The organism is Collinsella sp. CLA-AA-H167, assembly GCF_040095305.1.
Classification (GTDB): Bacteria; Actinomycetota; Coriobacteriia; order Coriobacteriales; family Coriobacteriaceae; genus Collinsella.
Window position 1 is genome coordinate 94,282 of the sequence record NZ_JBBNGA010000003.1, and the last position, 13,569, is coordinate 107,850.

At 58.9% G+C, this 13,569-nt stretch carries 13 protein-coding genes; 1 reads left to right on the forward strand and 12 read right to left on the reverse strand.

Annotated features, from left to right (window positions below; genetic code table 11):
• Positions 1-157: 157 nt before the first annotated feature.
• The 9 genes from AAAT03_RS03395 to AAAT03_RS03435 form a co-directional block, all read right to left on the reverse strand.
• The gene (locus AAAT03_RS03395; RefSeq protein ID WP_349102589.1) at positions 158-877 is read right to left on the reverse strand and encodes a GntR family transcriptional regulator; all 720 of its coding nucleotides are present in this window, start codon (positions 875-877) and stop codon (positions 158-160) included.
• A gap of 219 nt (positions 878-1,096) precedes the next feature.
• Entirely contained in the window at positions 1,097-2,104 is a 1,008-nt protein-coding gene (locus tag AAAT03_RS03400; protein WP_271743097.1) for a YitT family protein, read from the reverse strand.
• A gap of 354 nt (positions 2,105-2,458) precedes the next feature.
• Positions 2,459-3,088, reverse strand: coding sequence for an HAD family phosphatase (locus AAAT03_RS03405; protein WP_271743096.1), 630 nt, complete (start codon positions 3,086-3,088; stop codon positions 2,459-2,461).
• Between the two features lie 156 nt (positions 3,089-3,244).
• Positions 3,245-4,228 carry an SIS domain-containing protein gene (locus tag AAAT03_RS03410; protein ID WP_226790479.1) on the reverse strand — a complete coding sequence of 328 codons (984 nt, stop codon included), beginning with the start codon at positions 4,226-4,228 and terminating at the stop codon, positions 3,245-3,247.
• Positions 4,229-4,428: 200 nt separating this feature from the next.
• Positions 4,429-5,262, reverse strand: coding sequence for a PTS system mannose/fructose/sorbose family transporter subunit IID (locus AAAT03_RS03415; protein WP_346971924.1), 834 nt, complete (start codon positions 5,260-5,262; stop codon positions 4,429-4,431).
• A 13-nt stretch (positions 5,263-5,275) separates the two neighbouring features.
• Complete coding sequence (locus tag AAAT03_RS03420; protein WP_022095161.1) at positions 5,276-6,070, reverse strand: PTS sugar transporter subunit IIC; 795 nt, start codon at positions 6,068-6,070, stop codon at positions 5,276-5,278.
• A 36-nt stretch (positions 6,071-6,106) separates the two neighbouring features.
• The gene (locus tag AAAT03_RS03425; protein WP_349102590.1) at positions 6,107-7,030 is read right to left on the reverse strand and encodes a PTS sugar transporter subunit IIB; all 924 of its coding nucleotides are present in this window, start codon (positions 7,028-7,030) and stop codon (positions 6,107-6,109) included.
• Between the two features lie 183 nt (positions 7,031-7,213).
• Positions 7,214-8,296, reverse strand: a complete 1,083-nt coding sequence (locus AAAT03_RS03430) for a DMT family transporter (protein WP_349102591.1) — start codon at positions 8,294-8,296, stop codon at positions 7,214-7,216.
• Between the two features lie 310 nt (positions 8,297-8,606).
• Positions 8,607-9,599 carry an SIS domain-containing protein gene (locus AAAT03_RS03435; protein WP_118226093.1) on the reverse strand — a complete coding sequence of 331 codons (993 nt, stop codon included), beginning with the start codon at positions 9,597-9,599 and terminating at the stop codon, positions 8,607-8,609.
• Positions 9,600-9,804: 205 nt separating this feature from the next.
• On the opposite strand from AAAT03_RS03435, the gene AAAT03_RS03440 reads away from it, so the two are divergent.
• The gene (locus AAAT03_RS03440) at positions 9,805-10,527 is read left to right on the forward strand and encodes a GntR family transcriptional regulator (RefSeq protein ID WP_117637435.1); all 723 of its coding nucleotides are present in this window, start codon (positions 9,805-9,807) and stop codon (positions 10,525-10,527) included.
• Positions 10,528-10,901: 374 nt separating this feature from the next.
• Here the strand turns inward: AAAT03_RS03440 and AAAT03_RS03445 are convergent, their stop codons facing one another.
• The 3 genes from AAAT03_RS03445 to AAAT03_RS03455 form a co-directional block, all read right to left on the reverse strand.
• Entirely contained in the window at positions 10,902-11,504 is a 603-nt protein-coding gene (locus AAAT03_RS03445) for an N-acetyltransferase family protein (protein WP_349102592.1), read from the reverse strand.
• Positions 11,505-11,582: 78 nt separating this feature from the next.
• Positions 11,583-12,608: an aminotransferase class V-fold PLP-dependent enzyme gene (locus AAAT03_RS03450; protein ID WP_118271027.1), complete on the reverse strand. Its 1,026-nt coding sequence runs from the start codon at positions 12,606-12,608 to the stop codon at positions 11,583-11,585.
• 45 nt (positions 12,609-12,653) lie between these two features.
• Entirely contained in the window at positions 12,654-13,517 is an 864-nt protein-coding gene (locus AAAT03_RS03455) for a phosphatase PAP2 family protein (protein ID WP_271743089.1), read from the reverse strand.
• Positions 13,518-13,569 lie beyond the last annotated feature (52 nt).

Here is a 13,569-nt window from a genome sequence, read left to right on the forward strand (position 1 = left end):
AGAGGACGGACAGCGAGCGACGTCCAGGGCGAACAAGTTGGCATGAAAAAGGCAAGGCATAGACCTTCTGGTCATGCCTTGCCTTTTGAATGACAAATTGTCGCCCTGGGCGGCGCGCAGCGTCGGCCCGTTACGCGGTTTGGTAAAACCGCGTAACTTACATGACCATAACGTAGCGCGATCCCACGTAGTACTGCTTACCCATCAGGACCGGCTCGCCATTGGGGCCGATAAAGCCGGCACGCAGGTTGAGCAGCGGATCGTGTGGAGCAATGCCCAGCTCAGCCGCCTGCTCGGCATTGGCGCGAACGGCCTCGACCGTGCGGTAGCCAACCGAGACAATCGGCGTTCCGCCAACACGCTCGACCTCGGCAAAAATCGACTTGTCCTCAAGATCGGCCGTCAACAGCTCACGGTAGGCGTCAAACGGCACAAAGATGTTCTCCTCAAAGATGGGCTCGCCGTCGGCTGTGCGCACGCGCTTAATATGCAGCAGCAGCGCGTCCTTTTGCAGGCCAAAGAACTCCATCTCGTTTTGACGTGCCGGCACAATCTGGCGATCGACCACATGCGCGCCCGCCTTCATGCCGTTGCTGGCACACAGCGCGGTAAACGTCTGCAGCGTCGAAGCGTGGAACTGACGATTGATGTGCGGCGTGGAGACAAAGGTACCACGGCCCTGCTGCTTAACCAGGTAGCCATCGGAGCACAGCTCCTCGACGGCGCGGCGCACCGTAATGCGGCTCACGTCGTACTGCTCGGCTAGCTCAAGCTCGGACGGAATACGCTCCTTGGGTGCATAAACACCTTTCTCGATCGCATCCTTGATTTCGTCGTAAATCTGCTGGTAAAGCGGTGCATTTTTGGGCGCAGGCATATCTAATCACTCTTATCGAAATATCGAAATAACTAATACGTATATAACGTCTAGTTTCATATTACCTCATAATGATAAAACGATACACCCTCCCTACCAAAAAGCGACAGCTTCATTTTGGTAGGTTTTATCTGGGCAAACGAGAGCCTCTCGAAAGCAACGGGGCTTTCGGGGGGCTCGTTCGGATGGGTTGCGCAGGACCGGCAAAATGCCAATACCCTACTTGCCGTCGTCCTGCTGCAGGCTGTCCTGTTCGCTGAGGCGCGCCTGCCTGCTGGCCATGCGTGCGGGCTTGTCGGGATCGGGAACGGCCGTGGGCATGGGCTCGTCGACATGACCACCCCACCAGCCGCCCACAAAGTTGAGCGTGTGGAACACGTTGATCACGGCGCCGGGATCAACGTCGCACACCAGCTTGATAATGTCCTGACTCTCGTAGGTCGAGACAACGGTGTTCAGCAGGTACATCTTTTCGCGGCTATATCCGCCGACGACCTCGGCGCAGCTAATGCCGTGCTGAAAATGGTTTACGTAGGCAGTCATGACCTCGTCTGCCTTGCGCGTCGTGATCTGCAGCGTCACGCGATCGTAGCGACGATAGAAACTGTCGATGGTCTTGGTCGAAATAAACTGGAACACGATGGAATACGCCGCCTTGTCCCAGCCAAACATAAAGCCAAAGATCGCCAGGATAAAGCAGTTGAAACCAAAGATGACGCCCCAGATGGTCTTGCCCGTGTGGTTGGAAACCCACAGCGCGATAAAGTCGGTGCCGCCGGTGGATGCGCCGGATTTAAGTGCGATGGCAGCGCCCAGACCCGAGACCACGCCGCCAAAAATGATGAGCATGATCTTGTCGCCCAAAAACGGCGCGAAGTGAAAGACGTTGAGGAACAGCGACGAGAGCACGACCTGCATCATCGAGAAGATGACGAAGCGCTTGCTAATGCCGCTCCAGCATAGGAGCGCCACGGGGATGTTGAGCGCGAGCATACCGAGCGAAATGTCGATGCGAACGCCGCCCAGCGAGGTAACGCGATCGAGCAGGACCGCAACGCCGGTGAGGCCGCTCGGAAGCAGGTCGGCGGGCTGAACGAACGCCTGGATCAGGAATGTCTGGAGAACGGCGGAAATCGTGACCGCCACGGCAGTAATGGCGCGGCGGACGATGGTGAGGCGGCCGAGTACGAGCACTCGGTCCGTGAGCTGATCGATGGCGTTCGCCACGCAGGCTCCTTTCGAAGGCAGATGTAGTTGTGGGGTATGTCCGCGATTGTAGCATGGAGCGTGCGGGGGCGCTTCAATTCACCCTCTCTCGACAACCAAAGCGGGACCAGCAACCCCACGACCAAAGGCCCAAATTACAAGTGAGTAGACTTTACGCGACCTGCAGAGCACACCCAAAACCGCCACCCATGTGACCTGCGGTTTTACTAGAGCAGATGCGCTTTGTGCTCGTCTTGCATCAAAAAGTCTACTCACTTAGTCCGAATCGAAGCCAAACGGATCCAAATAGATGACAAATTAAGCCAATCCGCAGCAAAAGACGCGTGAATCAGTGCTTCTCTCGGCGGATTGACGCTACAAAGCGGCCAAAATGTCGGTCAGATTATCGATAACGGCATCGGCTCGCGATTGATCGAGGTTGACACCCTCGTGCGGACGCAGCGCCAGGACGCGGGCGCCGGAGCGCTTACCAGCCTCGATGCCCAAAGGCGAATCCTCGATAACCAGGCACTCGGCAGGCTCCACCCCCAGCGCCTCCATGGCACGCAGGTAGATCTCGGGGTCGGGCTTAAACGCACTGCACTCGTGACCGCTGATGGTGTAGTCCAGCACGTCGGCGATACCGGCAATCTCCACCAGCTCGTCGATCAACTCGCGATAGGACGAGCTCGCGATGGCACACTTCACGCCACGCTCATGCAGCTCACGCATCACCGGCTCCGCCTGCTCGTTGAGCAGCTCGGCATACGGAACGGGGTGGTCCGGGCTGTAGACCTGCTTGTACTCCACGCGTAGGCGCTCGCGCAGCTCAACATCGTCGGGCACCAGCGCCTCCCAAATGGCCGGCTCGTTAGACCCCGAAAGATCGGGAATCTCGTCAAAGTGGAACCCCTTCTCTTCCATAAACGCCACGCGGCGGCGGTTGTAGAACCACTCGGTATCGACCAGCACGCCGTCCATGTCAAACAGCACTGCCTTGATCATACGCATCTCCTCCTACCTGCCAAAAAGGGACAGGTTTATTTTGGTAGGTTTTATCTGGGGTTTTATGACGCGACAGACACGCCCCCAAAGCAAAAAGGGGACGGGGCGCAAACCCCATCCCCTCTCAATCAACCTGTAAGGTCTACTTACTTGTGATTAGTAGGAAAGCTTCCACATGTAGCGACGCATGGTCAGCGGGTGCTGACGGGCCTCGGCGATCTGGTTGCCGTACTCGCGCATAACGGCGAGGTGCAGCAGCGGGTTGAAGTAGGTGATGACGCTCGCGGGCACGGCGTCAGCCAGGCCGTAGTCCTTGGAGTCGATCAGAGCGACCTTGGCGCCCATGCGCTCAAGGAAGGTGAGGGCGCGGGCGTCCATCGGACGGGTGGCGCCATCGGACATGAAGAAGACGTAGGGCTTACCCTCGGTGGAAACCTCGAACGGGCCGTGGAAGTACTCGCCGGTGTTGTAGGCGGCGGCGTCGATCCACTGCATCTCGGTGAACAGGAAGGCGGCGTGAGAATAAGCCATCTTCTCGGAGGCACCGGAAGCCATGAAGTAGATCATCTTGTCGTCCTTGAAGTCCTCGGCGAACTTCTTGGCGAGCTTCTTGCAGTGCTGAGCGGCGTTCTCGCAGAGATCGAAGATGTTGGTGAGGCCGGTGATCATGTCCTCGTAGTGGTCATAGCCCTCGGTCTGCTGAAGGATCTCGAGAGCAAGAGCGATAGCATAGCCGGGCTTCTCGCACTTGGCAGCGTAGTTGGCGTGGAAGCCGTGAACGATGACGTGGTCGGCGTCAACGGTCAGAGCGGAGCCAGCCTTGTTGGTGAGGGAGACGACCGGGCAGTTGTGCTTCTTGGCGGTCTTGTTGGCCTCGACGGTCTCGGGCGTGGAGCCACCGAGGGAGCAGGTGATCACGAAGGTGTGCTCGTTGACCCAGGAGGGCGTGTCGTAGTTGAACTCGTTAGCGGTGAAGATCTGAACGTTCAGCTTGTCCGTGTTGTTGGCCAGGAAGTACTTGGCGGGGTACAGGTCGGACATGGAAGCGCCGCAGCCGACGAAGGCGACGCTGTGGATCTCGTGGTTGGACAGGACGTCAGCGACGATCTGCTTAGGGAGGTTAAGGTCGATCTCGTACATCTGACACATTCCTTTCGATTTTTGCGGCGCCACATTGCCGGGCGCTCGCAGGGTTACCGTGGTTTGGACCGAGTCGCCGGCCCGTTGAGGATGCGACAAAGGAACTGTCCCTTTGTCACATTATTGGGGATGGAAGCCTGCCTGGGGTATGGGATGCCAGGCAGGCCCCCGGGGGAAAGCGGTTAGGCGCTTAGTCGCGACTAGGCCAGGATGCCGGCCGCGGAGAGGGCGATGCCGCCCACGATGGCGATCACGAGAAGCCAACCGGTGTTGACGTTCTTCTTGATGAGCCAGTACATAAGGCCGGTGAGGCCAAGCGAGATCATCTGAGGCATCATGCCGTCCAGGATGTCCTGGATAACGACGGTACCCTCAGCGAACTGCAGCGGGGTGGTGGCGCCGATTAGCGTAGCGATCATGCCGCCCACGGACATAAGGCCCACGATGCCGCAGACATACATGAGCTTCTCCATGAGGTCGCCGCCCTGGAGCTTGCTCAGGTACTCGTGGCCACCCTGGTAGCCGATCTTGGCGGCAAACCAAGTGATCAGCACGGAAGGCACGATGGAGATGAGCATGGCCAGGATCGGGCCCATGATGGAGCCCTGTTGAGCCAGCTGAACGCCCAGGCCAAAGGCGATAACGCGGATGGTGCCCTGGAAGAAGGAGTCACCGATGCCGGAAAGCGGACCCATGAGGGAGGTCTTGACCGCGTTAATCGAATCGGGATCGAAGTTCTCGGGATCCTTGGCGTACTCCTCCTCCATGGAGGCGGAGAGACCCAGGATGAAAGCGCTCGTCTGCGGGGTGCAGTTGTAGAACGCCATGTGACGGTGGTAAGCCTCTTTCTTAGCAGCGAGCTGCTTGGGGTCGGACTCGTCCGGATAGAGGCGATCGAGCGTGGGAACCATGCCGTAGAGGAAGCCCATGTTCATCTGACGCTCGTAGTTCCAAGAGGCCTGGATGGCCCAGGAGCGCCAGAAGAACTGGCTGACCTTCTTGTTCAGGGACACGTCCTTGGTTGCGGTTGCCATAGTGTGTTCCTCCTTAGTCTTCGTCGTCTTCGAGCGGATCGTAGTCGGAATCAACGCCGGCAGCAGCATGGGAACCGTTGAACTTGAAGCCCATGAAGACGACAGCCAGGCACACACCGATCAGAGCGACCGCGATGACGGACAGGTTGAGGTAAGCGGCGAGCAGGAAACCGATGAACAGGAACGGAGTCATACCCTTCTTGATCATCATGGTGAGCAGCAGGGCCAAGCCGTAGGCGGTCATGATCTTGGTCGAAACGTTAAGACCAGTGGACAGCCACTCGGGAACCATGTTGACGATGGCCTGAACCAGGTCGGTGCCAACAAAGACGGCGAGGAAGATCGGCAGGAAGTACATGATGGCGTACAGACCGGAGCCAGCGCAGATGTGCATACGGTAGGCGGTCTTGAACTTTCCGTTATCGATCGCGCTATCGGCCACATGGGTGAGGGCGGCGATGATGGAACGGAACACGATGCCGAGGAGCTGACCCAGGACGGCGACCGGGATGGCGATCGTCATGGCGGTCTCGGCGGAAGCATCGGTCAGGCACGCGAAGGCAGCGGCCACGATGCCGCCCAGGACCATATCGGGCGGAACGGCGGCGCCGACCTGCACCAGGCCCATGGACACGAGCTCGACGGCGGCACCGACGGCAAGGCCGGTGGGCACATCGCCCAGCAGCAGACCGACGAGCGTAGCGCCAACGAGGGGCTGCTCGAAGTTAAGACGACCGAGCAGGCGGGAGTCCCACATGCAGAACACGCCGACGAGGCCGACGAGCACCGCACTGATGAACGTATTCATACCCTTCTCCTTTCAGTCAGGCAAAAGCCTGGTTGATTACAGCTTGGCGTCGATGTCGACGCTCTGATACGTAGGGGTCTGCTGGACGTAGAGCTTGATGCCCATGTCGAGCAGCTGGTTGACGTCGGCCTTCTGGTTGGCGTCGAGGAAGACGGAGCTGTCCTTGCCGCCGACCTGATCGGCACCGTCGTGGTTGGCGGTGGCGCCCAGGTTGATGGCGTCGAGCTTGTAGCCCTGGCAGAACTGCAGCATCTCGGCAGTGTTGCCAAAGACGAACATGACGCGCTCGCCGAGGGTGTTGAGCTTGTCCATCTTGGCGAGGGCACGCTCGACGGTGAAGACGTTCAGGCGCACGCCCTGGGGCTTGGCCAGCTTAAGAGCGCCCTTCTTGATGTCATCGTTGGCAGCAGCGTTGTCGACGACGATGATGCGCTCGGCCTGAACCTTGGTGGTCCAGGTAAAGACGACCTGGCCGTGCAGCAGACGGTAGTCAAGACGTGCGAGGACGATCTTGGCGGGACCGGAGCTGTGACGGGACGCCTTGGCCTTCTTGGCGGGAGCCGCGGCGACCTCGACCGGTGCGTTGGGGTTGGTCAGACCGGTGCGGGCCTCGTTGATGAGGGCCGCGAGCTCGGCACCCTTGACGGGGGCGGGGCTCATGGCAAGCGTCAGTGCCAGCGGAATGTTGAAACCGCTGATCACCGTGAATGCTGCACCGTTGCGGGAAAGCTCGACCATGCTGTTGTTGACCGAGCTGCCGAGCATATCGGTCAGCACATAGACGGTGTCGTCCGCGTTGAACGTGGCGATCATAGCGTCCACCTTATTGGTGATGGGCTCCTTGTCGTCACGAGCAAGCGACACGACGTGGACGTTCGACACGTCGCCGAGAACCATCTCGAGCGTGTCTTTGGCGCCTGCGGCCAGGCCACCATGAGATGCGAGAATGATCTGATTCATCTTGCCTCCTCCTTTTCGTTATGGTCATTATAACGTCTCATACGTTGCTTATATTGATAATTAGTATATAAACCGTTCGCGGGTGAAAAACGACCGTTGGCGGGCTTAACGTACTTGAAACGTTGGGGCTTGGTAGGCCGGCGCTGGCTGGATAACCCCAGGTCGGACGCCGCGCGCAATCCCCTATCGCACGAAGTACCAGGGGCTTTCCTGCACGGTGGGCTCCAGCGTAATGCCTGTGCGCTCGCGGAACAGATCCATGTCCTGCGATTTCTCCGTCCACCACGCGTTGGGCTTAAAGGTCATGCTCTCAACGACATGGCCGACAAACACACTGTCGCGTAGCTTGGAAAAGTCGGTGTTCATGATCACGATGGACGCGAGCACCAAAACGATGCCCAGAACCTTGATCGCACCGGCGGGCTCGGCGTAGACACCAATGCCCAGCAGTACGGTGACGACTGTCTCGAATGACATTACGACGGGAACTTTCGACGTCTCGAGCCCCATGGACAGACCCTGCATATATAAGATGTAAGCCACGGCTGTGGGGATGAGTCCAAAGCCAAGGAACAGCAGCAGCAACTGTGGCGACATTGCCGCGGCGACATCCGGCCACGGAGCCGCGATAGCTGCCATAACCGCACCGCCAAAAACAAAGCCCCAAAACGTGACAGCCAGCGGGTGGACCGTCTTGGTTGCTATCCGGCTAAACACCGCGAGCGACGCACCACAAAGGCCTGCAATCACGCCCGACGTGACGCCCCAAACCGAAAAATGAAAACCGGAAAGGTCGCCATTGGTCACTGCAAGTACACAGCCAACGATATTGAAGACAATGGCAACGAGCTTGTTGGGGGTCACGTTCTCGCGATAAAGCACGCGACCGAGCACGACGCCAAACACCGGCGAGGTATAGAGCAGCACCGAGGCCGTGGACATGCCGACCTCGCCCATGCACTCGTAATAGCAGGTGTTGGCGGCGGCCAAACCGACGATACCGACAAGCGCGCAGGGAACAAGCTCTTTAGGGCTTGCCTTGAACAGGGCCAGCGGACCCTGAGCCACGGTAGACCCCTCACCCGGACGGCAGCCCATAAACATCAGGACCGGCGCCAAGATAAGCGCTCCGACCAACAAGCGAAAGGCAGCCATGCTCTGGGACGAAACGCCCATGGCCGAGATGCCGTTTACAAAGATTCCGATGCTGCCCCACATAAGCGCGGCGATCAGCACCAGTACATAGCCCAGATTGCTTTTCTTCAACGCAGCCTCCTCGGTATTGTTTCCAATATGTTTCACACTACGTTATAGTCGTTATATACATTTTTCAAGACACAAATCGGTGAGCGGAAAATCTGTTTCCCCACATACTCATTGGGTAGTCATTGGGGACGTTCTTAAATGACTAGTCGTTGGTTGAGCATAAGTCAGCGAGCGGGTCGCATTTGAGGCAAGGTGGTGTGAAACGAAAGGGCGCTGACCTTCTGGTCGCGCCCTTGAAGTTGAACGCCAGATTGTCCAAATGCGGCCCGCGCAGCGTCGAGCCGTTACGCCGTTCGGTAGAACGGCGTAACTAATACTCAAGCTTCCACATGTAGCGTCGCGTCATGTAGTCCTTGTGGGTGACGGCAGAGAGTGCACGCATGTACACGTTGTTGAGGATCGGGGCAAAGATCAGGTGGTTGAAGTACTCGCTCACGCTGTCCTTGATGTCGTTGAGGCCGAGCTCCTTGGCGTCGAGCTGATAGACGCGCTCGCCACCGTACTGGTTGACGAAGCGGATGCCGCGCTCGTCGTTGCAGCGGCTGCGGCCAACGCTGATGAGCTGGAACAGCGAGGTGCGCTTGTCCAGGATCTCAAAGGGGCCGTGGAAGAAGTCACAGGTGTTGATGGTGCAGGAGTCGATCTGCAACATCTCCTGCACGTTGCAGATGCTAAAGACGTAGGCGGCACCAAAGAGCGGTCCCTGAGCCATGACGTTGATGCAGGGCTTGTCGGCGTTCTGCTCGGCCCACTTGGCAGCGAGCGGACGGGTGTACTCAACGGCCTTGCGGTAGATGGGGTCGACCAGGTCGAAGGCGGCCATGGCGGTCTCGTACTCGGCATAGCCCTCAGTCTGCTGCGTGAGCTCCATGGCGATCATGGTCACGACGGCGGAGTTGGTACGGCCCATGCAGGACTCGTCGACGGCCAGGCTGTCATACTGGATCTTGTAGTCGCAGACCTCGGTGAGTCCGGACTCGTCAACATAGATGGCGATGGTGCTGGCGCCGTGGTCCTTGGCGACCTGAGCAGCGACGATGGTCTCCTTGGTGCCGCGCATGGACACGACGACGGCCAGGGTGTTCTCGTTGACGTAGGCAGGGGTTGCGTGCACGAACTCGTTGCTGGTGTAGCTGGAGCTCACAACCTGCGTGGCCTCGTGCTCCATAAAGTACTGGGCAGGATAGTTGCCGCCGTTGGATCCGCCGGCGCCGATCCACACGACGCGCTTGATGCCGCCCTTGTCCGCCTTGTCAGCCAAAACCTGGGAGACGACGTCCTTAACCTGTTCCTGAGTAGTCATCGTGCATCGGCCTTTCTTCTCGTTTGATGCTCTCGATGGCATACAAGTTATATACATGTTTTGGCTATGTCGACTAGTTGTATGCTATATTTGTCTTAGAAATTTTGCTGGTAAAGTTTTCGGCAATCCATTACCAGCGGTTTTGTTGTCATGTTGGATACATGCTTGGTTCAATAAGCATACAAGTTAGATACAGGTTGTTCGCATGAGCACTTCGTCAAAAAAGAACTTGGCCCAATACGAGCGTCTGGCGGGTACGCTGCGTGACCGCATCGCCGCCGGCACCTACGCACGCGGAGACAAGCTGCCGTCCGAGATGGAGCTCATGGACGAATCGGGGCTGTCGCGCAGCACCGTGCGCCACGCGCTTAAGGTGTTAGTTGACGAGGGCCTGGTGCGCACCGAGCGCGGACGTGGCACCTTTGTGGCCGACACGCCCGCGCTCCACGAGAACAACCTGGTGTTTTCGAGCTATACCAAGCAGGTCGAAGGCCGGGGCATGAAGCCCACCACGCGCACGGTGGACTCGGGCTTTGCCAAAGCAATGGGCAGCGTGGCCAAGTTCTTTGACGCTACCGTGGGCAGCAAGCTTGTCAAACTTGTCCGCCTGCGTTACCTGGACGATGCGCCACTGTGCCTGGAGACCACCTATCTACCACCGAGCTTTGAAGCACTCATAGATCGCGATATCAACGGTTCGCTCTACGCCACGCTGCGCCAAGAATTCCATCGCGCGCCGGCACAGGGGCATAAGACCTTTGAGGTGTGCTATGCCTCGCAAAACGAGGCGTTTTTGCTCAACGTCGAGCGCGGGCAGGCACTAATCCTTATCACTGACTACGTCTACGACACCGACGGCCGCCCGCTGCACATCTCCAAGCGCATCCAACGCACCGACCGCGCCAAATACACCGAGCCCATCGGCTAGCGCACCAAACGAGGCAAAATGTACCTAATAAACGTTTTACCTGCGGTTTTTATTAAATCTCAAGCCAGCATGGCGCAAATGCCAACATCGCCTGGCAACACGCGCCGCCCAAGCTCAACTGTTCCTGCCCAGAATATCCAGCACCGTAAATCTAAGTGAGTAGACTTTTCGCGACCTGCCGAGCACATTCAAAACAGCCACCTCCGTGACCTGCGGTTTTACTAAGGCAGATACGCTTTGTGGTCAGCCTGCGCCAAAAAGTCTACTCACTTAGCTCGCAAGGCGTGCCGAGGGGACAATCCAAGTCAAAATAGCGTACGAACGCCGCGCTTCTTGCGGCGATTTGATACCACAAGACAGCCAAAAACCTGTCCCTAAATGGTAGGTTTGAATCCTTGGGTGACAAGTGCGGGGAACCAGGTTGGCTTGGGTTGGTTGGGTGTGCGCGCGGCCAGGACCAACTCCATCCAACACATGTCGTACCAGCGACCGAACTTTTGGGCGCAGCGATCGAAGGCGCCCACCAGGCGATATCCCATATGGGCATGGAAATCCTGACTGTTGTGCGTCAGGTATTCGTCGTCCTTATCGTGCGGCACGGCGATGAGGGCGCACATGTTGGTGATACCCATCGCGACCAGGCATTGCCTGAGCGCATCGTGCAGCTTGCGGCCCAGCCCGCCGTGGCGCACATCGCGCGCCAGGTAGATCGACGTCTCGACCGACCAGTCGTATGCCTCGCGGCTGTTGAGCGGGCTCACATAGGCATAGCCCACCGGACGCCCGTCCAACTCCATCACCAGATACGGATAGCGCTTGAGTGTACGCTCGATGCGCCCGGCAAACTCCTCAACGCTCGGCACCTCGTATTCGCAGGTAATCGCCGTCTGGCGCACATACGGCTCATAGATGGCAAGCAACGCCGGCGCATCATCGGGCGTCGCCAGGCGAATCGTCGGCTCGGACATCTCGGTCATACAACCCTTCCCCCACAAAAGCAAAGGCCGCCCCGCGCCAAACCCAGGCGCAGGGCGGCCCCTCGTCATTACATCAAGCTACAGGACAGCCGCCAGCGCGTCGATGTCCTCCTGCGTCGTGGCCCAGCTGGTGCAAAAACGTACCACGGTGTGGGTCTCATCGTACTTTTCCCAGTACTCGATCGAGGCGTGCTCGCGAATGCGGGCCATGTCCTCGTTGGGCAAAATCACAAACTGCTGGTTTGTGGGCGTCTCCAAGAAGAACTGGTAGCCGCGCTCGTGCAGCACGCGACGAAGCGCCTGCGCGGTTTCGATCGCCTGGCGACCAATCTCAAAATACAGGCCATCGGTAAAGAGCGCCTCAAACTGCACGCCCGTCAGGCGACCCTTGGCCAGCAACGCACCGTGCTGCTTAATGCGCGGAATGGGATGCGCCGGAGCGTGCATGCCGCAAAACACCACGGCCTCGCCGCACAGAGCGCCGCACTTGGTGCCGCCGATGTAGAACACGTCGCACAGCTGTGCCAGCTCGGGCAGGGTGATGTCGCACTCGTCGGCTGCCAGCGCATAGGCCAGGCGGGCACCGTCCACAAACAGCGGAATCTCGCGCTTCTGGCACACCGCGTGAATCGCCGCGAGCTCGGCCTTGGAGTACAGCGTGCCGTACTCAGTCGACAGGCTCACGTACACCGCGCCCGGAAACACCGTGTGCTCGTAGCTCTCGTTTTCGTAGAACACCTGGATATAATTCTCGAGGTCCTCGGCATGCATCTTGCCCTCGTAGCCAGGGATGGTGAGCACCTTGTGGCCGCCAAACTCGATGGCGCCCGCCTCGTGACAGGCGACGTGGCCAGTCTCGGCAGCAACGACGCCCTCGTAGGGCGCAAGTAGCATGTCGATCACCGTCGCGTTGGCCTGCGTGCCGCCCACCAGAAAAAACACGTCGGCATCGGGAGCCTGACAGGCCTCGCGGATAAGCTGCTTGGCACGCTCGGTATGTGCATCGGTGCCGTAGCCGGGCTGCGGTTCCATATTGGTGTCGACGAGCGCTTGCAGCACCGCCGGATGTGCACCGTGGGAATAGTCGTTGTTGAACGCGAGCATGGCAATCCTCTCTTACCAGGTATCGTCCAGATGATTCAAGTGGGGCTATTGTACGCCGTGAGGATAGGCAATGCGCGCGGCAAGGCACTCAAGTGCCAACACCAGGGCAAAGCCGCAACTCACGTCAGTCAAAAAGTGTGCACCGATCACGATACGGCCAAAGGCGACGAGCGCCGCGACGGCCGCCGCGACCCAAAAGACCACGCGGCGTCGCGACGGCTTTTCCTTAAAGGCCGCCGCGGGAAGCCCGGCGAGCATAAGGCCGATCGCCGCATGCGCCGTGTGTCCGCTCGCAAACGACTTGAAGCCGTCCTTGATCACGCCGGCGGCGATATAGGCCCACTTGTCGGGGTTACCGATCACCCACCACGGCTGAAAACTGAGCCCCGGCGTGACCTCGATCACGCGCATGCGCGGGCGCGACCACAGCGGCTTGACAATGACGTTGAGGATGATGGCCTGAGCGACCCACACGGCAAGCACCATCAGCGCCCAGCGCGTGAGCTCGTCGGGGTCGGTGTCGCGCGTAAGGCGATAGACGACAAAGTTGGCAGCGATAACCAGCACAAACGTCAGTACCAGCTGAGCTGCGATAAGCTTACCGCCAACCTGCAGGGACGAGATAATCTCGTAGCCGGCCAGGCCGACGTTGACGAGGATGCCGAGCACGGCGAGCCATTTGCTCCCCCTGGAATCGGGACGCACCGCGCGCACGAGCATAACGCCCGCGATGCTCGCCGTCAGCTCAAACGGCAGCTCGCCGGCGGCCTCGATAAAGCGACCGTACATGCTGCCGATGTTGAACAGCGCGCTCGAGATCTGGTAATCGAAGAAGCTGCCCACGCCCAGACAAAGGCACAGGACGACCGCAATCATGGCGACATCTTTCTTATAGATGTATCCGAACATGCTTTCCTTTCGATGGGGTGGAATCGGCCCGCAACGTGGTGGGACAAAGAAC

Coding starts and splice junctions, on each gene's coding strand:
- AAAT03_RS03425 (WP_349102590.1), bottom strand. CDS start 7,030: ATGAATCAGATCATTCTCGCATCTCATGGTGGCCTGGCCGCAGGCGCC.
- AAAT03_RS03455 (WP_271743089.1), bottom strand. CDS start 13,517: ATGTTCGGATACATCTATAAGAAAGATGTCGCCATGATTGCGGTCGTC.
- AAAT03_RS03420 (WP_022095161.1), bottom strand. CDS start 6,070: ATGAATACGTTCATCAGTGCGGTGCTCGTCGGCCTCGTCGGCGTGTTC.
- AAAT03_RS03410 (WP_226790479.1), bottom strand. CDS start 4,228: ATGTACGAGATCGACCTTAACCTCCCTAAGCAGATCGTCGCTGACGTC.
- AAAT03_RS03405 (WP_271743096.1), bottom strand. CDS start 3,088: ATGATCAAGGCAGTGCTGTTTGACATGGACGGCGTGCTGGTCGATACC.
- AAAT03_RS03395 (WP_349102589.1), bottom strand. CDS start 877: ATGCCTGCGCCCAAAAATGCACCGCTTTACCAGCAGATTTACGACGAA.
- AAAT03_RS03440 (WP_117637435.1), top strand. CDS start 9,805: ATGAGCACTTCGTCAAAAAAGAACTTGGCCCAATACGAGCGTCTGGCG.
- AAAT03_RS03445 (WP_349102592.1), bottom strand. CDS start 11,504: ATGACCGAGATGTCCGAGCCGACGATTCGCCTGGCGACGCCCGATGAT.
- AAAT03_RS03450 (WP_118271027.1), bottom strand. CDS start 12,608: ATGCTCGCGTTCAACAACGACTATTCCCACGGTGCACATCCGGCGGTG.
- AAAT03_RS03435 (WP_118226093.1), bottom strand. CDS start 9,599: ATGACTACTCAGGAACAGGTTAAGGACGTCGTCTCCCAGGTTTTGGCT.
- AAAT03_RS03415 (WP_346971924.1), bottom strand. CDS start 5,262: ATGGCAACCGCAACCAAGGACGTGTCCCTGAACAAGAAGGTCAGCCAG.